The organism is Nonomuraea cavernae, assembly GCF_014646355.1.
Classification (GTDB): Bacteria; Actinomycetota; Actinomycetes; order Streptosporangiales; family Streptosporangiaceae; genus Nonomuraea; species Nonomuraea cavernae.
The window spans coordinates 158,326-182,410 of record NZ_BMNH01000004.1; the positions used below are offsets into that span (position 1 = coordinate 158,326).

Below are 24,085 nucleotides of genomic sequence, written 5' to 3' on the forward strand. Positions count from 1 at the left end.
TCATGGGTAAGCACGTCGTCGTAGGTTCCGGCCAGGTCGGCAACCACCTGGCCGGCAAGCTCCTCGCCCGGGGACATGAGGTCACCGTGGTGACCCGCTCGGGCAGCGGCCCCGCCGGGGCGACCAGGGTGGCGGCCGACGTCGCCGACCAGGCCCGGCTGATCGAGGTCACCAGAGGCGCCGACGTCCTCTACAACTGCGTCAACCCCCGGTATCACCGCTGGCTCACCGACTGGCCGCCGATGGCCGCCTCCTTCCTGGGCGCGGCCGAGGCCACCGGCGCGGTCCTCGTCATCCTCGGCAACCTCTACCCGTACGGCCCGGTCACCGGCCCCATGACCGAGGACCTGCCGCTCGCGTCCACCAACCCCAAGTTCCAGGTCAGGGCCAAGATGTGGGCCGACGCGCTGGCCGCGCACGAGGCGGGCCGGATCAGGGTGACCGAGGTGCGCGGCTCCGACTACTTCGGCCCCGGCGCCACCGACCAGTCCTACCTCGGCGACCGGTTCCTCGTGCCGCTCCGCGAGGGCAGGACGATCCAGCTGGTCTGGCCCGCCGACATGCCGCACAGCTGGACCTACCTGCCCGACGTGGCCGACGCGCTGATCGTGGCCGGCGCCGACGAGCGGGCCTGGGGGCGGCCGTGGCACGTGCCCACCGGCGAGCCGCGTACCTTCCGGGAGATGGGGGAGCGGATGGCCGCCCTGCTGGGCCGGCCCGCGCCCCGCCTGATGCGGCTGCCGTGGCCGGCGGTGCAGGCCGCGGGCCTGTTCTCGCCCATGATCGGCGAGCTGCGGCACACCCGCTACCAGTTCGTCGCGCCGTACGTGCTCGACTCGTCGGCGTTCCAGCGTACGTTCGGCCTCGCGCCGACCCCGCTGGACGAGGCGCTGAAGGCTACGCTCGTGGCGTGAAGATCGCCATGATCGGCCTGGGCGACATAGCGGAGAAGGCCTACCTTCCCGTGCTCGCCGCCCAACCCGGCCTCGACCTGCACCTGTGCACCCGCGACAGGCACACGCTCGACCGGCTCGGCGACGCCTACCGCGTCGCCGCCCGGTTCTCGTCCGTGGACGAGGTGATCAAAGCCGGGGTCGACGCCGCCTTCGTGCACGCCGCCACGGTCGCGCACCGCGAGGTGGTGGAGCCCCTGCTGGAGGCCGGGGTGCATGTGTACGTCGACAAGCCGATCGCTGACAACCTGGCCGACTGCGGGCATCTCGCCCGGCTGGCCCGGGCGACGGGCAGGTCGCTGATGACCGGCTTCAACCGGCGCCACGCTCCCGGCTACACCGGGCTCGCCGAGCTGCCCCGTCACCTCGTGCTGATGACCAAGCACCGGGCCGACCACCCCGACGTGCCCAGGCGGGCGGTGTTCGACGACTTCATCCACGTGGTCGACACGCTGCGCTTCCTCGCCCCCGGCGAGATCACCGGCACCAGGTTCCGCACCCGCGTACGCGACGGGCTGCTCGAACACATCGTGCTGGAGCTGTCCGGCGACGGGTTCACCGCCATCGGCCTGATGAACCGGGTGAGCGGCGCCGCCGAGGAGACCTGCGAGGTCATGGGCGACGGGGTCAAGCGCCGGGTGGTCAACCTCGGCGACGTGATCGATTACGCGGGTGGCGAGACCCTCACCAGGCGGCCCGACTGGACCCCGGTCGGCAGGCAGCGCGGCATCGAGCAGATCTGCCTGGCCTTCCTCGACGCGGTCCGCGACGGCCGCACGATCACCGCCGACGATGCCCTGCTCACCCACGCGATCTGCGAGGACATCGTCAGGCAGGCCGATGCCGCCGCATCCACCGGTCCGAGCGGGTCAGCATCTGGTTGAACGTCCCGCCGCCGAGCCGGGCCAGCACGGTGAAGCCGCTCTGGTCATGCAGCGGGCTGGAGGACGAGACGACGCCGGCCACCAGGTCGCCGTACAACGCGGGCCCGCCGCTGGCGCCCGCCGGAGCGTGGCAGTTGCGCGTGACGAGCAGCCCGGGCTCGCGCGAGATGGCCTCGACCGCGTCGCCGACGCAGTGATAGAGCTCGGTGCCCGGGTAGTGCCGGCCGGCCGGGTAGCCGAGCAGTTCCAGGCCGCCGAGCGAGGTGCCCCTGCGGGTGCGCAGCGTCCGCAGCCCGCGCCCGGTCACGTCCTCCAGCGGGCGCCTGCCCCTGGCCACCCCGACCAGTCCGACGTCGTACGGGAGCAGCTCCGGAGAGTACGGCTCGCTCCGCCAGCGATCCGGCACCCACGTCCGCACCGCGCGCCAGGCGCCGAACGGCGGGCGGCCCTCCTCGTAACCGGGAAGGAACGTCACCCGCTTCAGCGTCCGGCCCTTGTCGTGCAGGCAGTGCGCGGCGGTCAGCACCAGGCTGCGGCTCTTCGACCTGATCACCGAGCCGCCGCACAGGACGGTGCCGCCGGTGACCGGATCGCGCGACAGCAGCACCCCCGACAGGCGGTGGTCCGAGGTGTGGGGAGCGGCGACCGGCGCGTAGCCGAGCCGGTCGCCGCCGGGTGTCAGGACCCGTTGCTCCGGCACGGACCGTAGGGACAGCTCCGAGGCGCCGGTGGGGTCGAGTAGGGCGAGGGACAGCACCAACCTGAGCACGGACCACACTCTAGGGGCGTCATGATCAGCATCCTGACCTGCGACACCTTGGCTTTACCAACCTGTGGACCGGGCGGGTGACCGGTGACGAGCCGGGCCGGCTGATCCGCCGGACGTCGCTCGACGGTCCGTGAGCGTCCACGCCGCCCCGCCTCCTCACCGGCAGGCGGGGCGCGCGTCACGTCGTCAGGGGTAGAGGCCGCGCATCTGGTGGGCCTCGGCGACCCGGCCCACGCCGATGACGTGCGCCGCCTGCCGGAGCGTGAGGCCGCGGTCGGCCGACAGCGACTTCACCTCGCCGTAGGCGCTCTCCATCAGGTCGCGGAGCCGCATCTCGACCTCGGCCGCGCTCCAGGAGTAGGCCTGCATGTTCTGCACCCACTCCAGGTAGGACACGATCACCCCGCCCGCGTTGGCCAGGATGTCGGGCACCACCGTCGTGCCGTGCTCGGCGAGGATCTCGTCGGCCTCGGGAGTGGTGGGCCCGTTGGCGCCCTCCACGATGAGGCGGGCCCGGATCCGGGGCGCGTTGGCGGCGGTGATCACGCCTTCGAGGGCGGCGGGCACCAGCAGGTCGACGTCCAGCTCGAACAGCTCGTCGCGGTCGAGCGCGTCGGCGTGGCGGTAGCCGCGCACGCCGCCCGTCTCGGCGACCCAGGCGCGCAGGTCGGCGATGTCGAGGCCGCTGCTCGCGTGGACCGCGCCCGACACGTCGGAGACGGCCACCACGGTGCAGCCGGCGTCGGACAGGTACTGGGCGGCCAGCGCGCCCACCTTGCCGAACCCCTGCACGGCGACGGTCACGCCCTCGGGCGAGCGGCCGAGGGCGGCCAGGGCCACGATCTGCACGCCACGCGAGGTCGCGCCGGCCCGGCCGAGCGAGCCGCCGAGCGCCGTCGGCTTGCCGGTGACGACGCCGGGCACCGAGTAGCCGGCGTTGACGCTGAACGTGTCCATGATCCAGGCCATGGTCTGCTCATCGGTGCCGACGTCGGGGGCCGGGATGTCCTTCTCCGGGCCGATCAGCGGCAGGATCTCGTTGACGTAGCGGCGGGTCAGCCGTTCGAGCTCGCGGGTGGTCAGCGTCTCGGGGGCGACGGCCACGCCGCCCTTGGCGCCGCCGTAGGGGATGCCGACGAGCGCGCATTTCCAGGTCATCCACATCGCGAGCGCGGTGACCTCGTCGAGGTCGGCGCTGGGGTGGAAGCGGATGCCGCCCTTGGCGGGGCCGCGCGAGACGTTGTGCTGGACCCGGAAGCCCTGCACGACGTCCAGCCGGCCGTTCTCACGGCGGACGGGGACCGAGACGGTCAGCGAGCGGCGCGGCGTGGCGAGCATGAGACGGAGCCCGTCGTCGAGCCCGAGATGGTCGCCGGCCTGGCCGAGTTGGTGGAGAGCGGAGTCGAGGGCCTGGCGGCCGGGAGTGATCGGAGCCGGCGTCTTTGACGGCACCACGAGGGTCATGGGAACGCATCCTCCTGTTTTGGATGCCCAACTACGGGTAAAGCGCCGTTGCTTTAATCCTTTTGGGCGTACTTGTTGTGATCATCTCAAGCGGGGGTCAGTCGTGCACGGCCAGATCGGCGAACACATCGAGACTGATCTGTTTCCGATCAATCCAAGCCGACGATCGATGTGCTGGATACGTGCCACTCTGGCACGCTGATGATCCGGAGTGTGCCGAACTGTCGAATTGAGGGATATGCATGGCCGCGCTCGTGATCGGCCCGATGCTGCGCTACGTCGACGCGTCCAGCGCCACGATCTGGGTGGAGACCAGCGATCCGTGTACGGTCGCCGTGCTGGCCGGCGACCGGTCGTGGCAATCGCCCACGTTCGCCGTGCACGGCCACCACTACGCGCTGGTCGACCTGACCGAGTTGTCCGGAGACATCGACTCCTACGCGGTGGAGCTGGACGGCGAGCGGGTGTGGCCGCTCGAAGGGCGGCCGCCGAGCCGCATCCGGCTGCTGCCGGCCGAGGGGCCGCGCCGGCTGGCGTTCGGCTCGTGCCGCACCAGCGTCCCCCATGACACCGCGCACGTCCTGACCCACGGCGAGGACGTGCTGCGCGCCTTCGGCGGCCGGTTGATGACGGCCGGCGAGGAGGAGTGGCCCGACCTCCTGGTGCTGCTCGGCGACCAGGTCTACGCCGACAGCCCGTCACCCGAGATGCTCGACTTCATCCATGAGCGCCGCGACACCGAGCCCCAGAACGAGATCGCCGACTACGAGGAATACTGCGAGCTCTACCGCCAGGCCTGGAGCGAGCCGGAGATCCGGTGGCTGCTCTCCACGGTGCCGAGTGCGATGATCTTCGACGACCACGACCTGCGTGACGACTGGAACACCTCGCAGACCTGGCGCGAGCAGATGGCCGAGGTCTCCTGGTGGCGCCGCAGGGTGATCTCCGGACTCGGGGCCTACTGGGTCTACCAGCACCTCGGCAACCTGTCGCCGGCCGAGCGAGCCGACGACCCGCTGCTGCGCGCGCTGATGGACGGCGACGGGGGCGACGCGCTCGACGCCTTCGCCGACAAGGCCGACACCGAGCCGAGCAGCAACCGCTGGAGCTACTCCCGCGACCTCGGCCACACCCGGCTGATCATGATCGACACCCGGTGCGCCAGGCAGCTGACCCCGGGAGACCGGCGGATGCTCGACCCGGGAGAGTGGGAGTGGCTGCTCGACGAGGTGGCCAAGCCCGCCGACCGGATCGTGATCGGCTCCTCGATCCCCTTCCTGCTGCCCGAGGGCGTCCACTCGGTGCAGAACTGGAACGAGGCCCTGTGCGACGGAGCCTGGGGCAAGGTCGTCCAGCGGCTGTCGGAGAGGTTCAGGCAGTTCGTCGACCTGGAGCACTGGGCCGCCTTCCGCCGCTCCTTCGACGACCTGGCCAGGCTGCTCGCCCGCATCGGCAAGCCGGTGCTCATCCTGTCGGGCGACGTCCACTACTCCTACGTGGCCAAGGCCCGCACCGCGCCCGTCTGGCAGATCGTCTGCTCGCCGATCCGCAACCCGCTCAGCCCGGTGCTCCGCTGGGCCAACGTGATCACGCAGTTCGGCGTCGCCACGGTCGTCGGCGGCCTGCTCGCCCGGCTGGCCGGCATCCGGCGGCCGCCGTTCCGCTGGCGGGTGACCGAGGGGCCGTGGTTCCAGAACGCCCTGGCCACGCTCACCTTCCCCGACGAGGCGACCTGGTTCGAGTCGTCCGGCAACACCCTCAAGCAGATCGACTCCGTACGGCTCCGCTGACCGCCACCGCGGCCGGACCGGTCAGGTCCGGCCGCGGGCCGCGTCACCGGCGGTCACCGGAACGCGGGCTCCGGCCCTCAGGCCGGAGAGCGGGTCACCGGCGGAAGGAGGCGATCGTCTCGGCGAGCTGGTCGACCGCCCAGAGGAGGTCCTCCTCGGAGATCGTGATCGGCGGCGCGAGCCGGATCGTGGAGCCGTGCGTGTCCTTGGCCAGCACACCACGGGACATCAGCGCCTTCGACACCTCACGCCCGGTGGCCAGCGACGGGTCGATGTCGACGCCCGCCCACAGGCCGCGCCCGCGCACGGTGACCACGCCGTCGCCGACCAGCTCGGCCAGCCGGGCGTGCAGCACCTCGCCGAGCCGGGCGGCCCGGTCCTGGTACTCGCCGGTGTTGAGGATCTCGATCACGGCGTTGGCGACGGCGCAGGCCAGCGGGTTGCCCCCGAAGGTGGACCCGTGCTGCCCCGGCTTGATCACGCCGAGCACGTCGCTGTCGGCGGCGATCGCGGAGACCGGCACGACGCCGCCGCCGAGCGCCTTGCCCAGGACGTAGATGTCCGGCACGACGCCCTCGTGGTCGCAGGCGAACGTCTTGCCGGTGCGGCCGAGCCCCGACTGGATCTCGTCGGCGATCATCAGGATGTTCTCGGCGGTGCACAGCTCGCGCAGCTGCGTCAGGTAGCCGTCCGGCGGCACCAGCACCCCCGCCTCGCCCTGGATGGGCTCGACCAGCACCGCCACCGTGTTGGAGTCGACCGCCTCACGCACGGCCTCGATCGAGCCGTACTTCACCACGCTGAAGCCCGGGGTGTAGGGGCCGAATCCGTCGTGGGCGTCGGGATCGGTGGAGAAGCTGACGATCGTGGTGGTGCGGCCGTGGAAGTTGTCCTCCATCACGATGATGTTGGCCTGGTCGCGCTCGACGCCCTTGACCTCGTAGCCCCACTTGCGGGCCACCTTGATCGCGGTCTCCACGGCCTCGGCGCCGGTGTTCATCGGCAGGATCATGTCCTTGCCGGTCAGGTCGCCCAGCCCGGAGCAGAACGCGGCGAACTGGTCGTGGTAGAACGCCCGGCTGGTCAGCGTGAGCTGCTGCAACTGCCGCTGCGCCGCCTCCAGGATCTTGGGGTTGCCGTGGCCGAAGTTGAGCGACGAGTAGCCGGACAGGAAATCGAGGTAACGCTTGCCCTCGACGTCGGTGACCCAGGCGCCCCGCGCCTCGTGGATCACGATGGGCAGTGGGTGGTAGTTGTGCGCGCTGCGGCGCTCACTGAGCTCGATCAGCTCCGCGCTGGTAGTCATCTCAGAATTCCCCCCTGATCTCCAGTGTGCAGCACTTGGGGCCGCCACCTGCCTTGCGCAGCTCCGACAGGTCGACCGGGATCACCTCGTAGCCGCGCCGCTCCAGCTCCCGCCGGAGGTCGACGGCCTCGGAGTTGATCACCACGTTCGTGCCGTCGCTGACCGCGTTGAGCCCGAGCACCTCGGCGTCGGCCGCGCCGGCGAGCACCGCGTCCGGGAACAGCCGCCGCAGGACCTCCTGACTGCCTTGGGAGAAGGCGTCAGGGAAGTACGCGACATTACGCCCGTCTAGTGAGAATAGTGCCGTATCCAGGTGGTAGAACCGCGGGTCTACCAGCGACAACGACACCACCGGGCGGCCGAGGAACTCCTGTGCCTCCTGATGCGCGGCGAGGTGGGTGCGGAAGCCGGTGCCGGCCAGCACGACGTCGTCCAGCGCGAGGAAGTCGCCCTCACCCTCGTTCACGTGCTCCGGCTCCCGGACCGGATAGCCCCGGTCGGTGAACCAGCGCAGATAGGCCGGGCCCTCGGGCCCGCGCTGCGGGTAGGCGAACCTGGCGCCGTAGGCGCGCCCGCCCACGACCAGCGCGCCGTTGGCGGCGAACACCATGTCCGGCAGCCCTTCCACCGGATCGATGAGGCTGACCTTGTGCCCGAGGTTCTCGTACGCCGCTTTGAGTCCTTCCCACTGCCGGATCGCGAGGTCGCGATCGGCGCCCGCCTCGGGACGCATCCACGGATTGATCGCGTACTCGACCGTGAAGTGCTCCGGACGGCACATCAGGAAGTGTTTGGGCATGCAGGTCTCCGTCATGGTTTAAGGCAGAGAGATGACGGGGCCAGCCTAGGAAGAGATGTTTACGCAGGCCAAGCGGGCAATATTGCGTGTAGGTTAATTTCCGTTGCGACTCTCAGCCGCCCACCGGTGATCCGTTGCGTGGGTCGGACGCGACGGCTCCGGTCGGCAGATCCACCAGCCTGGACAGCACGATCGAGCTCTTGGTGCGCACCACGAAGGTCTCCGCCGCGATGCGTTCGATCACCCGCTCCACGTGGCGCACGTCGGTGGCGCGGATGTGCAGCAGCGCGTCGGCCTCGCCGGTGATCGTGGCCGCGGCGACCACCTCGGGGTAGCGCGCCATCGCCAGCGCGATGTCGGACGGCTTGGTCTTGCCCTGACAGAACAGCTCGACGTACGCCTCGGTGTTCCAGCCGAGCGCCCGCGGCGCCACCCTGGCGCTGAACCCGGTGATCGCCCCCGTCTCGCGCAGCCGGTCGACCCTGCGCTTGACGGCCGACGCGCTCAGACCGACGTCGTGCCCGATCTCCGCGTAGGTCGCGCGGGCGTCCTCGACGAGCGCCGCGATGATGTCACGATCCAGCCGATCCAGTTCCACGGGGCCTGTATATCGCCTAACCCCACCACCGCGCGATGCGGCAGACTGTGGCCCCGCCAGGTCGCCGGAGGGTTTCGGCAAATGAGATCATCATCGACATGAGCACAGCGCGGTTCCCGGAGGGGTTCATCTGGGGAGTGTCGACGTCGGCCTACCAGATCGAGGGCGCCTCCGGCGAGGACGGCAAGGGTCCGTCCATCTGGGACGCCTTCCCCGGCGGGCGCGACGGCGACCCCGCCTGCGACCACTACCGGCGCTACCCCGAGGACGTCCGCCTGATGCGCGACCTCGGCATGACGGCCTACCGGTTCTCGGTGAGCTGGTCTCGCGTGCTGCCCGAGGGCGCCGGCCGCCGCAACGACCTCGGCCTCGACTTCTACGACAGGCTGGTCGACGAGCTGCTGGGCGCCGGCATCACCCCCTACGCCACCCTCTACCACTGGGACCTGCCGCAGGCCCTCGAAGACCGCGGCGGCTGGACCTCCCGCGACACGGCCCAGCGGTTCGCCGACTACGCGCGGGTCACGCACGAGCGACTCGGCGACCGGGTCGACACCTGGTTCACCCTGAACGAGCCGTGGGTCGCCGCCTTCATCGGTCACGGCTCCGGCGTCCACGCCCCCGGACGGCGCTCGGCGGCCGACGCCTTCGTCGCCGCCCACCACATGCTGCTGGCGCACGGGCTCGGAGCCGAGGCGCTGCGCTCGTCGGGCGCCTCTCGGGTCGGCGTCGTGCTCAACCTGTCGCCCGTCCTGACCCCGGCCCAGCTCGGTGACTTCGCCGTGGAGCCGTCCGAGGAGGACGCCGAGGCCGTGGCCAGGATCGACACGCTGCTCAACCGGCAGTTCGTGGAGCCGATCCTGCGCGGCCGCCACCCCGGCGACCTGCTCCCCGTGATCGAACGGGAGGCGGGGCTCGGTCACGTCCACGACGGCGACCTCGACGTCATCGGCCGGCCCATCGACTTACTCGGCGTCAACTACTACACGCCCGTCGTGGTGCGGGCGCAGCCGAGCGCCGCCGCCGACCCCGCCTTCCCCGGCAGCGAGGGGATCCTGTTCTGCAGCGTGCCGACGGCGGTGACCGCCATGGGCTGGCCCATCATGCCGGGTGGCCTGTCACTGGTCCTGCGCCGCCTGACCCGCGAATACCCGGACACCGAGCTGATGATCACCGAGAACGGCGCCGACTTCGTCGACGTCGTCACCGGTGACGGCATCCACGACGTCGACCGGACGAGCTACCTCGAAGAGCACCTACGGGTCCTCCGCGCCTCGCTCGACGAGGGGGCCCGGGTCCGCGGCTACCTCGTCTGGTCGCTGCTCGACTGCGTCGAATGGGCCGACGGCTACCAGCGCAAGTTCGGGCTGGTGCACGTCGACTTCGCGACCCAGCGACGGCGGCTGAAGGACAGCGCGCTGTGGTACCGCGACGTCATCAAGCGCAACGGGCTCGGCGTCGACCGGCCGAAACGGCCGACCCTGGAGACCGTCGCCGCCCGCGCCCAGGTCTCCAGGGCGACCGTCTCACGGGTGGTCAACGGCGAGGCGTCGGTCAGCCCCGAGGTCCGCGCCGCCGTGTTGCGGGCCGTCCAGGAGCTCGGCTACGTGCCGAACGCGGCCGCCAGGAGCCTCGTCACGCGGCGCGCCAACGCGGTCGCGCTGATCCTGTCGCCCCCTCAGCCCGGCGGCGAGGCGCTGGTCTCCGCCGTCGTCCAGTACGTCACCAGCCTCCTGGAGGGGGCCGGCAAGCAGATCGTGCTCATGCTGGCCGACACCGCCGAGAGCCAACGCCGCATCGTGCGGCACGTCGAGACCCACCAGGTGGACGGCGTCGTCCTCGTGCTCCCCGAAGGCGCCGGGCCGCTCGCCGAACGGCTGGCCCGCACCGAGGTGCCCGTCGTCCTGCTGGGCAGGCCCGCCATCGCCTCCCTCGTCCCGTACGTCGACGTCGACAACACAGGCGGCGCCCGAGCCGCCACCGCCTACCTGCTCGACCAGGGCCGCCGTCAGCTCGGCATCATCTGCGGGCCGACCGACCTCGTCGCCGTCCAGGACCGGCTCACCGGCCACCGCGACGCGCTGCACCAGGCCGGGCTGCATCCGATCACCGCGCCGGCCGGGCTCGACCGCGAGTCCGGCGCGGCGGCGGCCCGCCGGCTGATGGGCGACGTGCCGGGGCTGGACGCCGTGCTCGCCACCTCCGACCAGCTGGCCATCGGCGCCCTGCGCGCCGCCCGGCAGGCCGGGCGGCGGGTGCCCGACGACCTGGCGATCGTCGGCTTCGGTGACATCGACGCCGCCTCCGCCACCACCCCGGCGCTCACCACGGTCCGGGTGCCGGTCAGCGAGCAGGCCCTGGCCCTGGCCCGGCTCCTGCTGTCGCGGCTCGACGGCCGCCACACCGGCTCGGTCGTCCTGCCCACCCACCTCGTGGTGCGCGAAACCACCTGACCGTCGCAGCCAGGGCTCAACCGGCCCTGAGCTGCCCGACCCGTTGCCGTGACAGTCCGCCGAGCAGCCGTCCCGTGTCTTCGTCGGTGACTTTTTCCTTTTTGAGCCGGGTCGCTACCCGACTGCCGATCTTCCGGAGGCTCTCTTCGATCTGGTCACGCTGTTCGCGCAGCGTCCGGAACCGTTCCAGGTCCTGCCGCACCTCCTGCGGCAGGCCCGTGTAGTTGTATACCAACTCGACCTCGTCCGGTTCGCAGCCGAGCATGAGCGGCATGATCGCGCTCAGCTCCTCCTCTAGCTCGGCCAGCGTCCGGCCCGCGCCACTACCGGGGGTGTCGCGCGGAATGCCGTTCCAGTAGCCGTCTTGGCGGGTGACGTCGATGATGACGCTGATCTGCTGGGTCACAGGAGCCATCCTTCCCCGAAGAGATGAGCGAGGTCGCGTTCGAGCTTCGCGAGCTTGGTCTGATCGATGAACTGTGTCGGGACGAACGTCCTGGCGACGATTACCTGGGTGACGTCATACAGGAACAGCACACGGCCGAACTTGGTGTCCGCGGCCCAGTCTGGACGTGGCTCATGCTTGCGGCACAGCTCGTAGACCCGATCGCGAATCTCCTGGTACGTGGAGAGCACACGTGGACGCTATACCCCTAGCGGGATCGTCGCTACCGAGCTTGCGCGAACTCTGCAGGGAGCTCGCTGGGGAAGCGGTCAGCCGAGGTTGCCGGCGAGGTGGGGGAAGACCTTGGAGACCTTGGCGAGCAGGTAGTCGCCGTAGGTGCCGCTGAACGCGCGCAGGTCCTGGCCGTCCCAGCGGGCACGGCCCCCCGGAGAATAGGGCAGGGGCGGCACCTCGCTGTCCCAGCCGGGGTCGAAGAAGAATGGGAAGCTCAGCCGCTCGTTGCCGCTGAGGTTGCGCACCCGGTGCGGGGTCGACCGGTAGAGGCCGCCGGTGAGCTTGTCGAGCATGTCGCCGATGTTGCAGACGAACGTGCCGGGCACCGGCGGGGCGTCGATCCAGCCGCGCGAGGTGTGCACCTGGAGGCCGCCGTTGTCGTCCTGGAGGAGCAGCGTGAGCAGGCCGTAGTCGGTGTGCTCACCCACGCCCCAGGAGTCGGTGTCCGGCGGCGCGGGCGGATAGTGGAAGATCCGGAACAGGATGGTCGGATCGGCCGTGTAGCCTTCACGGAAGTAGCCGGCCTCCAGCCCCAGGCTGAGGGCGATGCCCGACATCACCGTCTGGGCGACGCCGGTCATCGCCGTGAGGTAGGCGAGCACCGCCTCCCGCAGCTCCGGCACCTGCTCGGGGAACAGGTTGGGGCCGTGCAGCGGCAGGTCGCCCGGCGGCTCCTCGGCGCCGAAGTAGACGCCCTCCTTGAGGTCGGGACGGCCGGAGGTGAGCTCGCCGCCGACGGGGAAGAAGCCGCGCCAGGCCCGGCCGCCGCGGTCCATCGAGATCTCGTTCTTCAGCTCGTCCGGAAGCGCGAAGAACCTCCTGCTCGCCGCGTCCAGCCCGGCGACCAGGTCGGCCGGCACGCCGTGACCCGAGACGTAGAAGAACCCGTTGTCGCGGCAGGCCGCCCCGATCCGGTCCGCCACGGCGCGGGGGTCACCACCCGTGCGAAGAGGCGTTATGTCGATCACCGGCAATTCGCTCACGGCCCCATTGTTCCGCATGCCCGTTGTTCCGCATGAGAGGCGATCGGCGATGGCGAGGCGATCGGCATCGACGCCAGGACCGCGTTGGAGGCACGGACTTCTGCAAAACCCTTCTGCAAAGGCCTTCTGTTACGGCACCGCCAAGGAGAGCCCAGCCGCCGTTCGTGGCTGGGCGCCTCCAGGGATACGGCCGCTAACCGGCGCGTGGCCGGGCGCCGTTACGACGCCCGGCCAGCCGTCTGAGCGGTCACCCGGTCACCACGTCGAGTCACCACGTCGAGTCACCACGTCGAGGCTGCGACGTGGGTTTCACGACCTGGGGTTCACGACCTGGGGGTCATGATGTCGAGGCCGTGACGTTGGGGTCATGGCGTTGGGGTCAGGACGTTGAGAAGGTGAACCAGTTGACGTTGACGAAGTCGGCCGGTTGGCCGCTGCTGAACGTCAGGTAGACGGTGTGCGTCCCGGTCACGCCTGAGATGTTCGCCGGGATGGTCCGCCAGCTCTGCCAGCCCCCTGTGTTGCCCACGGCGAAGTCGCCGATCGGCGTGGCCGTGGGGCTGTCGAGGCGGACCTGGACGAGGCCGCTCACACCGCCGGCCGCCCCCGAGGCCACCCGGGCCTTGAACTGCCGGGCCGCCACGGTGCCGAAGTCGACCCCGTCGTAGCGGAGCCAGTCGCCGCCCGAGATGCCGCCGACGTTCTGGCCGCCGCCGGAGTCGGTCGTGGTCTCCACCATCGTCCCCGACTGGGCCTGGTAGCGCTCGGCCTGGATGGTCGAGCGGGCGTCCACGCCGCCGGGCACGGTCGGCGTGATCGTCGGGGTCGGGGTGGAGCCGGTGCCGCTCTGCCACACCGCCACGTAGTCGACCAGCATCGACCGTCCGGGCACGGTCGCCGCGGTCGGGGTGCCGAACCCGGCCACCCCATTGGGGAACGCCCCGCCCATGGCCACGTTCAGCAGCAGGAAGTAGCCGGCGTGGCCGGTCATGTTGTTCCACGTGGCCGCGTCGAACTGCGACTGGTTGACGCTGTGGAACTGCTGCCCGTCCACGTACCACCGGAGCTGGTTGGGGCTGACGCTGCGGTCCCACTCGAAGCGGTAGGTGTGGAAGGCGGACTGGCAGGTCGAGCCGGGGCAGGCCCGGCTGGCACCGAGGCCATTGGTCTCGTTGCACGGCCCGCCGGGGTTGACGCCGCAGTGGAGCACAGCCCAGACGGAGTTGAGGCCGTTGACGTTCTCCATGATGTCGAACTCGCCGATGGCCGGCCAGTTCCAGTAGTTGCCCCGGTAGGGCGAGCCGAGGGCCCAGAACGCCGGCCAGTAGCCGAGGGCGGCGTCGCCGGTCACGTTCGGCATCTGCACGCGGCCCTCGATGCGCAGGATGCGCCCGTCGGCGGGCTTGAAGTCGCCCCGCCGGGTCTCGATGCGCGCCGACGTCCACTCGCCGGAGCTGCTGCGCTGCGGCGTGATCCGGAGGTTGCCCGAGCCGTCGAGGCCGAGGTTGGCGGAGTTGGCCGTGTAGTTCTGGATCTCACCGGTGCCCCAGTTGGCGGGGCCGCCCGGGTAGGAGTGGCCGGTGTCGACGATCCAGTTCGCCGACGAGGGCGCGGATCCCGACGCGCCGTTGAAGTCGTCGGACCAGACCAGTGACCAGCCCGAGGGGGTGGTGGGCACGGCCGCGGAGGCACTTACGGCGACGTGCGTGAACAGGCCGGTGAGGGTGACCAGCGCCGCGGCCACGGCCGCCAGTCGTCTGCGCCGGGTGGGATTGCCAGCTGTCATCGCTGCTCCTGGGGGGAGGGAGGCGGACTGAGAGAGCGCTCTCTCAGGCAGATCTGAACACAGAGCTAACCTGGGTGTCAACAAACTGCACTGTCGGCTTGACAGGGCGGTGAAGCGGGCGCTATCAATGCCGGAGAGCGCTCTCATGATCGCGACCCGAGTCGCGCTGGCCGCGCGGCCGACCACCTTCCGCGCCCCGGCGGAGCTCCCATGGCGCGTGGCGGTGATCCGCTTGACCCGGTCAGGTGCCGGATGCCGGATGCCCGGATGGCTGTGGCCTGTGGTGTCGTTGTGGTGAAATCGGCCGGTTTCGCGGGCCGGTCGAAATGGCGCGGGGCCGGTCCGCCGGTGGACGCGATGCCGAACTCACGGTGCGTCGTCGCGGCGGCCGGCCCTGTGCGGGTCAGCGGCCGTATCCCTGGAGGCCCCCGGCCGTGGTCGGCGGGTGGGCCCTCCCGTGCGTGCCGTAAAAGATGGAACGGCTTTTCAGCGCGGTGCCGAACCAGAAAGAGCTGCTCGGCCGTGCCGCGCGGGAAAGAGAAAAGAGAAGAAGCGGAACAGGTGGGCTCTCCGCCGGTCAGGCCTTTTCGGCCTCGCCGGTGGCCTGTTCGAGGACGTCCTCGGGGGACGCCTCCAGGTCCTGCTCGGCGTCGGCGCCCGCCTGGGCGGAGGCCTTGTCGAGGCGCACCCAGCTGGTCACGCTCTCCACCGCGAACAGCACGAACAGGTAGGCCGTGAGCATCGCCAGCACCACCGTGAGCCAGCCGAGCGCCGCGCCCACGCCGATGATCAGCAGCCGCAGCTCCCAGCCGAGCCCCGCGTAGAACACCCAGACGGGCGGCCAGATGCTCTGCCGCGTGCGGTAGACGGTGTCGTAGGTGTGGTAGCCCACCACGTACACCAGCACGAACAGCAGCCACTTCGGCGCGTCGGCGGCGAGCCCCACCACGATGATGGTGAGGAACTCGGTGCCGCGCAGCAACGGCGGAGTGAGCCAGTCGAGCCTGCCCAGGTGGTCGCGTGGCGCCGTCGGCAGCACGAGCAGCACGACGACCAGCACCGGCAGCAGGAGCGTCGGCCCGGGCCGGAGCACCCCCGAGGCGGCGATCGCGATGACCGCGACCAGGGCGGCGAGCGTGGCGGGCACCGGCGGCAGCCCCTTGCCGACCTTTCCGGCGACGGCGTTGACGAGGGGCCCGTCGTCGCGGTAGGCGAGCAGGCGGGCGGTCTGGATGCGCCGGCGCTCCTCGTCGGGGTCCGGCGTGGTGGCGGCGGCCTGCGGCTGGGTGATCATGCGAGCGACCTCATGAGGCGTCCGGTGAGGGTGTAGATGGCGGCGACGGTGCCCCAGATCACCAAGGTGAGGAAGGTGATGCGGGCGTCGAAGAGGGCGGCGGTGATCGCGATGGCCGCGAACCGCTCGCCGATGGGGAACACGATCATCTTGCGGGCCCAGTGGACGGCGCGGAACCGGCCGGCCTTGCTCCACATCTTGAGCAGGCCGCGGATGCCCTGAGCCCGTTCGACCTTACGGCTCTGCAGCGCCCGGCGCAGCTCCTTGTCGGAGGGCGCGGTCAGCGGCAGCGTGGGCAGCTGACCGGGCGGCTTGCGGCGGTTGGCGATGCCGAAGGAGAAGTCGAGCAGGTGGCGCACCGACTGCAGGCCGATCGCCGCCAGGGCGAGGATCCAGATGTCGTCGCCGTTGCCCGAGACGACCCAGCCGATGGCCAGACCGGCGAAGACGACGTACTCCTTGAAGCGGTCGAACGTCGCGTCGAGCCACGCGCCGAGCACGCCGAACTTGCGGGCGTAGCGAGCGACCTGCCCGTCCACGCAGTCGAAGACGAACGCGAAGTAGATCAGCACTCCGCCCGCCACCATCCACGGCCGGTCACCGGTCGCGAAGCAGGCCGCGGCCAGCACGCCCAGCGCGATCGAGATGAGCGTCACCTGGTTGGGCGTCAGGCCGCGCCGGGCCGCCCAGCGGGCGATGAACCGGGAGTAGGTGGAGACGAAGTAGGTGGTGAAGAAGCCGTCGGCGCCCTTGACCGCGTTGTCGAGCCGGGCCCGGTCCTCGTCCATGCCGACCATCGCGGCGCCGGCCTCGTCGGCCTCCTGCTGGGTGGTGACCCTGCGGTAGAAGAGGTCGCGGCGGCCGCGGATGCCCACCGAGACGCCGTTGCGGACCAGGCCGAAGACGATCAGCTGCACCAGGTCGTCGTCGGCGCCGAACACGTCGGCCATGCCGGCCAGCTCGCGGCAGGTGGCGGCCAGCGTGGGCGCGTGGCGCGGGCTCAGGTGGAGGGGGCCGAGCAGCACGGCGTTGGGCCTGGTCACCGCGTGGTGGGCGGTGCCGACGGAGATGATGCGCGACTTGCCGGCGCGCGAACGGATCGGCAGCCCTTCGAGCCGGCGATCGCTGATCTCGGGCTCGGCCTCGTCGATCGGGACGATGTCGGGCTGAGCCTCCTCGACCGTCTCGGGACGCGGCTCCTTGGCGATGAGCGCCAGCGCGCCGCGTTTGGTCTTGGTGATCTGGTAGATCAGCTCGTCGTGGATCACGGAGTCGGTGGGGAGGATGAGCAGGCTCTCCGTCGCCGACTCGGCGACCTCGGCCAGGGCGCGCAGGGCGGCGGCCACGTCGCCCGTGTCGATCGTGGCGGGCCGCGGATCCAGGGAGAGGATCTGGCTGCGCAGCCGCTCGGAGACGGTGGGACTGCCTGGGAGAACGGCGAGCCTCAGTCCGGTCGGAGCGGTGTCGGGGCCGGGCGAAGAGCCCAGCAGGACCACGCGGGTCATGACTCCCTTTCGAGGCGGTGGCGGGGGGATGAAACAACGGGTATTGCGGGGGACAGGCGACAAAGTCTAATGAGAGTTGCGCAGAGCCGCGTCACCCGACGCGTGCCCGTAACGAAAAGAGCGCGCGCCCCTAAGATGGACAGGTGAGTCTCTACCGTGACGAAGGCGTGGTCCTGCGGACACAGAAGCTCGGCGAGGCCGACCGCATCGTCACCGTCCTGGCCAGGCGCACCGGCAAGGTGCGCGCCGTCGCCAAGGGCGTGCGCCGCACCACCTCGCGCTTCGGCGCCAGGCTGGAGCCGTTCACGCACGTCGACCTGCAGCTCCACGCCGGACGCACGCTCGACGTCGTCACGCAGGCGGAGACGATCAGACCGTACGGCGAGACGCTGGCGGCCGACTACCCCCGCTACACCGCGGGCACCGCGATGCTGGAGACCGCCGACCGGCTGACGCACGGCGAGAAGGAGCCGGCGCTGCGGCAGTTCCTGCTGCTGGTGGGCGGGCTGCGCACGCTGGCCGACGGGACGCACGAGGCCCGGCTGGTGCTCGACGCCTACTTCCTGCGCTCGCTGGCCGTGGCCGGCTACGCGCCCGCGCTGGAGGCGTGCGCCAAGTGCCAGGCCCCGGCGATCAGGGCGTTCGCCATCGTGGCCGGCGGCGTGGTGTGCGGCGCCTGCAAGCCGCCTGGCTCGGTCGTGCCGGCGTTCGAGACGGTCAGGCTCATGACGGCGCTGCTGCGCGGCGACTGGGCGGCGGCCGACGCCTCGGAGTCACGTCACCGCGGCGAGTGCAGCGGTCTGGTCGCCGCTTATCTGCAATGGCACCTCGAACACGGAATACGCTCTCTGCGACACGTCGAAAGGGAGCCAGCGTGAACGTCCGACCACCGTCCCCGCATCCCTCGGGTGCGACGCCGCCGCCGATCCCGCGTGACCTGGTGCCCCGGCACGTGGCGATCGTCATGGACGGCAACGGTCGCTGGGCCAAGGCGCGCGGGCTGCCCCGCACCGAGGGGCACAAGGCGGGCGAGGCGTCGCTGTTCGACGTCATCGAGGGCGCCATCGAGCTGGGCGTCCCCTATCTGAGCGCCTACGCCTTCTCCACCGAGAACTGGAAGCGGTCGCCCGACGAGGTGCGCTTCCTGATGGGCTTCAACCGCGATGTGATCCGCCGCCGCCGCGACGAGTTGCACGCGATGGGCGTGCGGGTGCGCTGGGCGGGCAAGCCGGGCCGGCTGTGGAAGAGCGTGATCGACGAGCTGCGGACCGCCGAGGAGATGACCGAGGGCAACCGCAGGCTGACGTTGCAGTTCTGCGTCAACTACGGCGGCCAGGCCGAGATCGTCGACGCCGCGGTCAAGCTGGCCGAGGACATCGCGGCGGGCCGGGTCAAGCCGTCGAAGGTGAACGAGAAGGTCTTCTCGCGCTACCTCGACGAGCCCGACATCCCCGAGGTCGACCTGTTCGTCCGCTCGTCCGGTGAGCAGCGCTTCTCCAACTTCCTGCTGTGGCAGTCGGCCTACGCCGAGATGGTCTTCCTCAACCGGCTCTGGCCCGACTTCGACCGCAGAGACCTCTGGGAGGCGTGCGAGATCTACGCCAAGCGTGACCGGAGATACGGCGGAGCCGTCCCCAACCAGGTCTGACGGCCCCGGGCAACGTACGTCGTGGACGCTCGGGGGTGTACTCAGGTACACCCCCGAGGGACACTCAGCACGATTCCCCGATGCGGCCCCGATCGCCTAGCGTGACGTACATGAAGGGCACAGAGGCATCTCACGCGCATCCGTCCACCGAGCCGGGGCCTGGCGTCTACCGCCTGGATCCGGAGGCCACGGAGATCACCTTCGGCACGCGTCACCTCTTCGGCCTCCTGCCGGTGCGCGGCTCGTTCGCGCTGGACCGCGGTGAGGTGCGCGTCGCCGAGCCCCTCACCGAGTCGACGGTGGACGTGGTGATCAGGGCGGGCAGCGTCGACACCGGCCTGCCGGTGCGCGACGGCAAGGTCAGGTCGGCGGTCTACCTCGACGTCGCCGCCCATCCCGAGATCATCTTCCGGGCCCGCGCCGTCGAACGCGCGGCCGACGGGACCCGCGTCCCCGGCGAGCTGACCGTGCGCGGCGTGACCGGGCCCACGGTGCTCAGTTTGACCTACCTCGTCGCCGAGGGCAGCACGCTGCGGGCCCGGGCCGAGGCCACCGTCGACCGCTACGCCTTCGGCCTGACCCGGGAGAAGGGCATGACCGGCCGTTACTTCCACCTCGTCTTCGCGGTCACCGCGACCGCGATGTGACCCGGCCCGCCGCGCGCCCGGACGGGGGGTCAGGCGCGGCGGCGGGCACGGTAGGCGGCCACGTGCATGCGGTTGCCGCAGGTGCGGCTGTCGCAGTAGACGCGGGAGCGGTTGCGCGACTCGTCGACGAAGACCCGCTCGCAGTCGGGGGCCGAGCAGGTGCGCAGCCGCTCCCACTCGCCGTCGACGATCAGGTGGGCCAGGGCCACGCCGCAGTCGGCCGCGAGGTGCTCGGCCAGGGTCGCGTCGGCGGCGAAGTAGTGCATGTGCAGGGGGTGACCGTCGTGCTCGGTCAGCCGGGGGGTGATCCGGGTCTCCGACAGCATCGCGTTGAGCAGGCGCACGGCGGTCGGCTGGTCGGGGGCGGTGAAGACACGGTGGAAGGACTCGCGCACCAGCCGCACCTGCCCGAGGTCGCGGGTGGTGAGCGTGTCCACGCCGCTGACCTCGCGTGACCGGGTGAAGGACTGCAGGTCGGCCAGGCCGGCTAGCTCGTCGCCGCCGCCGGTCGAGGGGGAGGTGTTGACCAGCTCGACGACGGTGGCCAGCGCGTGCGCCATGTCATGGCCAAACAGCATGTTGACTCCTGTCGGGACCGGTTCTAGCGTGGTCGCAGCGTATCTCTAGCCACGGCCGTCGGGGGGTTCCGTGAGTGCATATCGGCGTATTGTGCTGATCGCGGTCGTTGGAGCGTTGATCATCTCCACGTCCGCGCCCCTGGTGCGGCTGGCGGACGTGGAGCCCGCCACCTCCGCGTTCTTCCGGTGCGCGTACGCCGTCCCGCCCATGATCGTGCTGGCCCTGCTCGAACGCCGCAGGCTGGGCCCGCTGCCCGCCCGCAGCCGCACCCTGGCCTGGCTGGCGGGCCTGCTGTTCGCCCTCGACCTGCTCTTCTGGCACCACGCGATCGACTACGTGGGCGCCGGTCTGGCCACGGTCCTCGGCAACCTGCAGGTGTTCATCGTCGCGTTCGCCGCCTGGGCCTTCTTCCGCGAGCGGCCGTCGAACCCGTTGATGATCGCCACGCCGGTGGTGTTCGGCGGAGTCGTGCTGATCTCCGGAGTCTTCGACAACGCCGCCTACGGCTCCGACCCGATGCTGGGGGTGCTCGCCGGCATCGCCACCTCGGTGTCGTACGCCGCCTTCCTGCTGCTCATGAAGGCGGGCTCGCAGCGCACCGCCGGGCCGCTGGCGCATGCCACCGTGGTGGCCACGCTCGCCATCGCGGCGCTGAGCCCGCTCTTCGGCGGCGCCGACTTCGCGCCCGCCTGGCCCGCGCACGGCTGGCTGCTGCTGCTCGCGCTCGGGCCGCAGGTGCTGGGCTGGATGCTGATCACGTACACGCTGCCCAGGCAGCCCGCCGCCCTCACCGCGCTGCTCCTGCTCGTGCAGCCCATGACCACGGTGGCGCTGTCGGCGGTGGTGCTCGGTGAGCGCCCCTCGCCCCTGCAGCTCGCCGGCTGCGTGGTGATCGTGCTCGGCGTGCTCTACGGCTCGCGACGCGCTCAGCCGGCCCGGACCGTGGGCGAGCACGACGAGCAGGTGCCGAAGACCTCGACCGTGTGAGTGATGTCGGTGAAGCCGTGCTCGCCGCCGACCGTCTCGGCCCAGCGCTCGACGGCGGGCCCGGCCACCTCGACGGTGTGGCCGCAGCGGCGGCAGACCAGGTGGTGGTGATGGTCGCCGCTGGCGCACGCGCGGTAGACCGACTCGCCGTCGTCGGTGCGCAGCACGTCGACGTGGCCGCCGTCGGCCAGGGCCTGGAGGGCGCGGTAGACGGTGGTCAGCCCGATCTTGGCGCCGTGCTGGCGCATCTCGGCGTAGACGTCCTGGGCGCTGCGGAAGCCCTCGCTGCGGCGGAGGGTGTCGTGCACGGCGTCGCGTCTGGCGCTCATGACGCCCCCTCCGCCGGCCCCGTGACCACGGCGCTCCGTCCGTCGACGCCCTCAGTTCGTACGGTCACGTGACCTCCCTCGCGCTGATCGGCTGCTCGCCCACCGGTGACTCCTGGGCCCGGCCTCGGCGTACGAATCTACCCACACCCAGGGCCAGGACGAAGCCCGTCAGGGCGAGGAGCACGATCGCGGCGCCGGGTGGCACCCTGGGCGACAGGGTGGAGCCGAGCAGCCCGCCCACCGCGGCGACCACGCCGAACAGCATGGCCAGCGCCATCGTGGTGCGGAAACCCTTGGTGAGCTGCTGGCTGGTGGCCACCGGGATCACCATCAGCGCGCTCACGAGCAGCAGGCCGACGACGCGCATGGCGATGACCACGGTGAGCGCGGCGGTGACGGCGATCACCAGGCTGAGCAGGCGCACCGGCAGGCCGCTGGCCCGGGCCATCTCCTCGTCCTGGCAGAGCACGAACAGCTCCCTGCCGAAGATCAGCACGACCGCGATCACCGCGACGGCCAGCGCGCCGATGATCCAGATGTCCTGCGAGGTGACGCTGGCGATGGCGCCGAACAGGTAGGAGTTGAGCTTGGCGTTGCTGCCGCCGGGCGCGATGCCCATGAGCATGACTCCGCCCGCGATGCCACCGTAGAACATCAGCGCGAGCGCGACGTCGCCACTGGTGCGGCCCCGGGCCCGGACGATCTCGATGGCCACGGCTCCGCCCACGGCGACCAGCACGGCGGTGAAGACGGGCGCGGTGCCGGTCAGGAAGCCGAGCGCGACGCCGGTCAGGGCCACGTGCCCGATGCCGTCGCCGAGGAGCGAGAGCCGCCGCTGCACGATGAACGTGCCCACGGCCGGCGCGCAGAGCCCCACCAGCAGGGCCGCGATCAGCGCCAGCTGGAAGAACTCCTTCTGCAGAAGCGAGATCATGCTTCCCCCTGCCAGCCGTTCAGCGGCCCCGCGGGCGCTCCCCGGCCGATGGTCTCCGGCGCGTGCGGGTGCACGTGCTGGTGGCCCGGCCTGGCGCACTCGCCTTCGGGCTGGGGCGGGCTGCCGTCGTAGGCGATGCGGCCGTCGCGGATCACGATGCCGCGGGTGATGAGCGGCTCCAGCGGGCCGAGCTCGTGGGCGACCAGCACGATGGTCCGGCCGTCGAGCGTCAGCCGGGCCAGCGTGTCGGCGAGCAGTTGCTGCGTCGCGGCGTCGACGCCCGCGGTGGGCTCGTCCATGACGTAGACGTCGGGCTCGCCGGCCAGCGCGCGGGCGATCAGCACCCGCTGCTGCTGGCCGCCGGACAGCTCCTGCACCGGATCGCCCGCGCGGTCGGCGAGCCCGACCGCCTCCATGGCCGCGGCCGTGGCCGCGCGGTCGGCGGGGCTGGTGGGGCGCAGCAGGCTCTGCCGGGCGATGCGGCCCGAGCCCACCACCTCGCGGACCGTGGCGGGCACCCCGCCGCCGACCTGCAGCCGCTGGGGCACGTAGCCGACGCGCCACCAGTCGCGGAAGCGGGCGGGCGGCCGGTCGTACAGGAGGGTCTGGCCGCCGGACAGCGGGATGAGGCCGAGCAGCGCGCGGACCAGCGTGGACTTGCCGGAGCCGTTGGCGCCCAGCACGGCGACGACCTCACCGGGGCGGATGGTCAGGTCGACGCCCCGCAGGATGGGCCGCCGGTCGATGGTGATCCGGCCGCCGGTCATCGCGAAGACGGTCTCGTTCATCACGCGCATCCCAGGGCGGAACGGAGGGCGGTCAGGTTGGCCCGCATGGCCGACAGGTAGTCGCCGCCCTCGGGCCGGGTCTCCAGCGGGTCGAGCACCCCGGTCCTGGCGCCGACCTCCTTGGCCAGCACCTCGGCGACCTTGGGGCTGACCAGTGACTCGGTGAAGATCGTGTTGACCTTCTCGGCCCTGGCCAGGCGGGCGACCTCGTCGACGCGGGCGGGGGAGGGCTCGGTCTCGGGGTCGAGCGTGATGCCGATCTGCTTGAGACGGTAGCGGTCGGCCAGGTAGCCGAACGCCTCGTGGGCGGTCACCATGGTCCTGCTCGCGCAGTTTTCCAGGCCCTTGGTCAGCTCCTGGTCGAGCGCCCGCAGCTCGGCCGCCGTGCGGGCGGCGCGCTCGCGGTAGCCCTGCGCGTGGGCGGGGTCGGCGGTGGCCAGCCGGTCGCCGAGCGCGGTGGCGACGGTGGCCAGGCGCGAGGGGTCGAGCCAGAGGTGCGGGTCGTAGGAGACCTCGTGCTCGTGGCCCTCCTCGCCCTCCTCGGCGTGCCCGCCCGCGGGAATCGTCTTGACGGCGGTGGCGGCGTCGAAGGCGCGGTCCTCGGCGACCGCCTCGTCCACGGCGGGCTGCACGCCCCTGACGTAGACGGTCAGCGTGGCGTCCTCGAGCTCGGCCACCTGGTGCGCGCCCAGCTCCAGATCGTGCGGCTCGACGCCGGGAGCGGTCAGCCCGACCACCTTCGCGTCGGGCCCGGCCACCTGCTCGCTCAGCCACTGCAGCGGATAGATGGACGCGACGACCTCGGGTTTGCCGCCGGCGGGGGTCTCGCCTCCGCCCGCCCCGCACGCGCCGGCGCTCAGCAGGAGGGCGCCGGTCAGGAGACTTACAGCAAGCATTCGGGGCGTTCGCG

The 24,085-nt window shown here is 71.2% G+C and carries 24 protein-coding genes; 8 read left to right on the plus strand and 16 right to left on the minus strand.

The genetic code is table 11. The features are described from left to right. Positions 1-2 precede the first annotated feature (2 nt). Together IEY82_RS09975 and IEY82_RS09980 are read left to right on the plus strand one after the other, a co-directional pair. Positions 3-914, plus strand: coding sequence for an NAD-dependent epimerase/dehydratase family protein (locus IEY82_RS09975; RefSeq protein WP_189123743.1), 912 nt, complete (start codon positions 3-5; stop codon positions 912-914). Then, positions 911-1,837 (plus strand): Gfo/Idh/MocA family protein, encoded by a 927-nt coding sequence (locus tag IEY82_RS09980; protein ID WP_189123744.1) that lies wholly within the window; start codon positions 911-913, stop codon positions 1,835-1,837. Before IEY82_RS09975 ends, IEY82_RS09980 begins: the two co-directional genes overlap by 4 nt. On the opposite strand, the gene IEY82_RS09985 is transcribed toward IEY82_RS09980, so the two are convergent. Beyond that, complete coding sequence (locus tag IEY82_RS09985; RefSeq protein ID WP_189123745.1) at positions 1,782-2,606, minus strand: trypsin-like serine peptidase; 825 nt, start codon at positions 2,604-2,606, stop codon at positions 1,782-1,784. The two genes, IEY82_RS09980 and IEY82_RS09985, sit on opposite strands and share 56 nt — an antisense overlap. Positions 2,607-2,792: 186 nt before the next feature. Then, positions 2,793-4,070 carry a Glu/Leu/Phe/Val family dehydrogenase gene (locus IEY82_RS09990; RefSeq protein ID WP_189123746.1) on the minus strand — a complete coding sequence of 426 codons (1,278 nt, stop codon included), beginning with the start codon at positions 4,068-4,070 and terminating at the stop codon, positions 2,793-2,795. A gap of 242 nt (positions 4,071-4,312) precedes the next feature. Here IEY82_RS09990 and IEY82_RS09995 point away from each other — a divergent pair, with 242 nt between their 5' ends. Next, positions 4,313-5,860 (plus strand): alkaline phosphatase D family protein, encoded by a 1,548-nt coding sequence (locus tag IEY82_RS09995; RefSeq protein WP_189123747.1) that lies wholly within the window; start codon positions 4,313-4,315, stop codon positions 5,858-5,860. A gap of 94 nt (positions 5,861-5,954) precedes the next feature. Here the strand turns inward: IEY82_RS09995 and rocD are convergent, their stop codons facing one another. The 3 genes from rocD to IEY82_RS10010 all read right to left on the minus strand — a co-directional run bounded on the left by rocD (position 5,955) and on the right by IEY82_RS10010 (position 8,563). Continuing rightward, a complete protein-coding gene (gene rocD, locus IEY82_RS10000; RefSeq protein WP_189123748.1) occupies positions 5,955-7,166 on the minus strand; it encodes an ornithine--oxo-acid transaminase in 1,212 nt (403 codons plus the stop codon). A gap of 1 nt (position 7,167) precedes the next feature. Then, on the minus strand, positions 7,168-7,965 hold the full coding sequence (gene ddaH, locus IEY82_RS10005) for a dimethylargininase (protein WP_189123749.1): 798 nt from the start codon (positions 7,963-7,965) through the stop codon (positions 7,168-7,170). Positions 7,966-8,077: 112 nt separating this feature from the next. After that, positions 8,078-8,563, minus strand: coding sequence for an Lrp/AsnC family transcriptional regulator (locus IEY82_RS10010; RefSeq protein WP_189123750.1), 486 nt, complete (start codon positions 8,561-8,563; stop codon positions 8,078-8,080). Positions 8,564-8,661: 98 nt separating this feature from the next. Between IEY82_RS10010 and IEY82_RS40135 the strand changes: the two genes are divergently transcribed. Then, the gene (locus IEY82_RS40135; protein ID WP_189123751.1) at positions 8,662-11,016 is read left to right on the plus strand and encodes a GH1 family beta-glucosidase; all 2,355 of its coding nucleotides are present in this window, start codon (positions 8,662-8,664) and stop codon (positions 11,014-11,016) included. Between the two features lie 16 nt (positions 11,017-11,032). On the opposite strand, the gene IEY82_RS10020 is transcribed toward IEY82_RS40135, so the two are convergent. From IEY82_RS10020 to IEY82_RS39835, 6 genes are all read right to left on the minus strand, one after another. Continuing rightward, positions 11,033-11,422, minus strand: a complete 390-nt coding sequence (locus IEY82_RS10020) for a hypothetical protein (protein WP_189123752.1) — start codon at positions 11,420-11,422, stop codon at positions 11,033-11,035. Then, complete coding sequence (locus IEY82_RS10025) at positions 11,419-11,652, minus strand: hypothetical protein (protein ID WP_189123753.1); 234 nt, start codon at positions 11,650-11,652, stop codon at positions 11,419-11,421. Before IEY82_RS10025 ends, IEY82_RS10020 begins: the two co-directional genes overlap by 4 nt. A 78-nt stretch (positions 11,653-11,730) precedes the next feature. Then, positions 11,731-12,678 (minus strand): isopenicillin N synthase family dioxygenase, encoded by a 948-nt coding sequence (locus IEY82_RS10030; RefSeq protein WP_225262558.1) that lies wholly within the window; start codon positions 12,676-12,678, stop codon positions 11,731-11,733. 379 nt (positions 12,679-13,057) lie between these two features. Then, positions 13,058-14,464, minus strand: a complete 1,407-nt coding sequence (locus IEY82_RS10035; RefSeq protein WP_189123755.1) for a glycoside hydrolase family 16 protein — start codon at positions 14,462-14,464, stop codon at positions 13,058-13,060. A 577-nt stretch (positions 14,465-15,041) separates the two neighbouring features. Then, positions 15,042-15,758, minus strand: coding sequence for a DUF5941 domain-containing protein (locus IEY82_RS39830; RefSeq protein ID WP_189123756.1), 717 nt, complete (start codon positions 15,756-15,758; stop codon positions 15,042-15,044). Then, on the minus strand, positions 15,755-17,263 hold the full coding sequence (locus tag IEY82_RS39835) for a CDP-alcohol phosphatidyltransferase family protein (RefSeq protein ID WP_189123757.1): 1,509 nt from the start codon (positions 17,261-17,263) through the stop codon (positions 15,755-15,757). Before IEY82_RS39835 ends, IEY82_RS39830 begins: the two co-directional genes overlap by 4 nt. A 143-nt stretch (positions 17,264-17,406) precedes the next feature. On the opposite strand from IEY82_RS39835, the gene recO reads away from it, so the two are divergent. The 3 genes from recO (at position 17,407) to IEY82_RS10060 (ending at position 19,558) form a co-directional block, all read left to right on the plus strand. Beyond that, positions 17,407-18,141, plus strand: coding sequence for a DNA repair protein RecO (gene recO, locus IEY82_RS10050; RefSeq protein WP_189123758.1), 735 nt, complete (start codon positions 17,407-17,409; stop codon positions 18,139-18,141). After that, positions 18,138-18,911, plus strand: a complete 774-nt coding sequence (locus IEY82_RS10055) for an isoprenyl transferase (protein ID WP_189123759.1) — start codon at positions 18,138-18,140, stop codon at positions 18,909-18,911. Before recO ends, IEY82_RS10055 begins: the two co-directional genes overlap by 4 nt. 110 nt (positions 18,912-19,021) lie before the next feature. After that, the gene (locus IEY82_RS10060; RefSeq protein WP_189123760.1) at positions 19,022-19,558 is read left to right on the plus strand and encodes a YceI family protein; all 537 of its coding nucleotides are present in this window, start codon (positions 19,022-19,024) and stop codon (positions 19,556-19,558) included. Positions 19,559-19,587: 29 nt separating this feature from the next. Here the strand turns inward: IEY82_RS10060 and IEY82_RS10065 are convergent, their stop codons facing one another. Beyond that, a complete protein-coding gene (locus IEY82_RS10065) occupies positions 19,588-20,136 on the minus strand; it encodes a CGNR zinc finger domain-containing protein (RefSeq protein ID WP_189123761.1) in 549 nt (182 codons plus the stop codon). A 91-nt stretch (positions 20,137-20,227) separates the two neighbouring features. Here IEY82_RS10065 and IEY82_RS10070 point away from each other — a divergent pair, with 91 nt between their 5' ends. After that, entirely contained in the window at positions 20,228-21,124 is an 897-nt protein-coding gene (locus tag IEY82_RS10070) for a DMT family transporter (RefSeq protein WP_225262561.1), read from the plus strand. Here the strand turns inward: IEY82_RS10070 and IEY82_RS10075 are convergent. The 4 genes from IEY82_RS10075 to IEY82_RS10090 form a co-directional block, all read right to left on the minus strand. Beyond that, positions 21,064-21,453 (minus strand): Fur family transcriptional regulator, encoded by a 390-nt coding sequence (locus IEY82_RS10075; RefSeq protein ID WP_189123763.1) that lies wholly within the window; start codon positions 21,451-21,453, stop codon positions 21,064-21,066. The genes IEY82_RS10070 and IEY82_RS10075 overlap by 61 nt on opposite strands. 64 nt (positions 21,454-21,517) lie before the next feature. Further along, positions 21,518-22,387 carry a metal ABC transporter permease gene (locus tag IEY82_RS10080; protein ID WP_189123764.1) on the minus strand — a complete coding sequence of 290 codons (870 nt, stop codon included), beginning with the start codon at positions 22,385-22,387 and terminating at the stop codon, positions 21,518-21,520. Beyond that, a complete protein-coding gene (locus tag IEY82_RS10085) occupies positions 22,384-23,175 on the minus strand; it encodes a metal ABC transporter ATP-binding protein (RefSeq protein WP_189123765.1) in 792 nt (263 codons plus the stop codon). Before IEY82_RS10085 ends, IEY82_RS10080 begins: the two co-directional genes overlap by 4 nt. Beyond that, entirely contained in the window at positions 23,175-24,071 is an 897-nt protein-coding gene (locus tag IEY82_RS10090) for a metal ABC transporter substrate-binding protein (protein ID WP_189123766.1), read from the minus strand. The genes IEY82_RS10085 and IEY82_RS10090 overlap by 1 nt, the downstream gene beginning before the upstream one ends. Positions 24,072-24,085 lie beyond the last annotated feature (14 nt).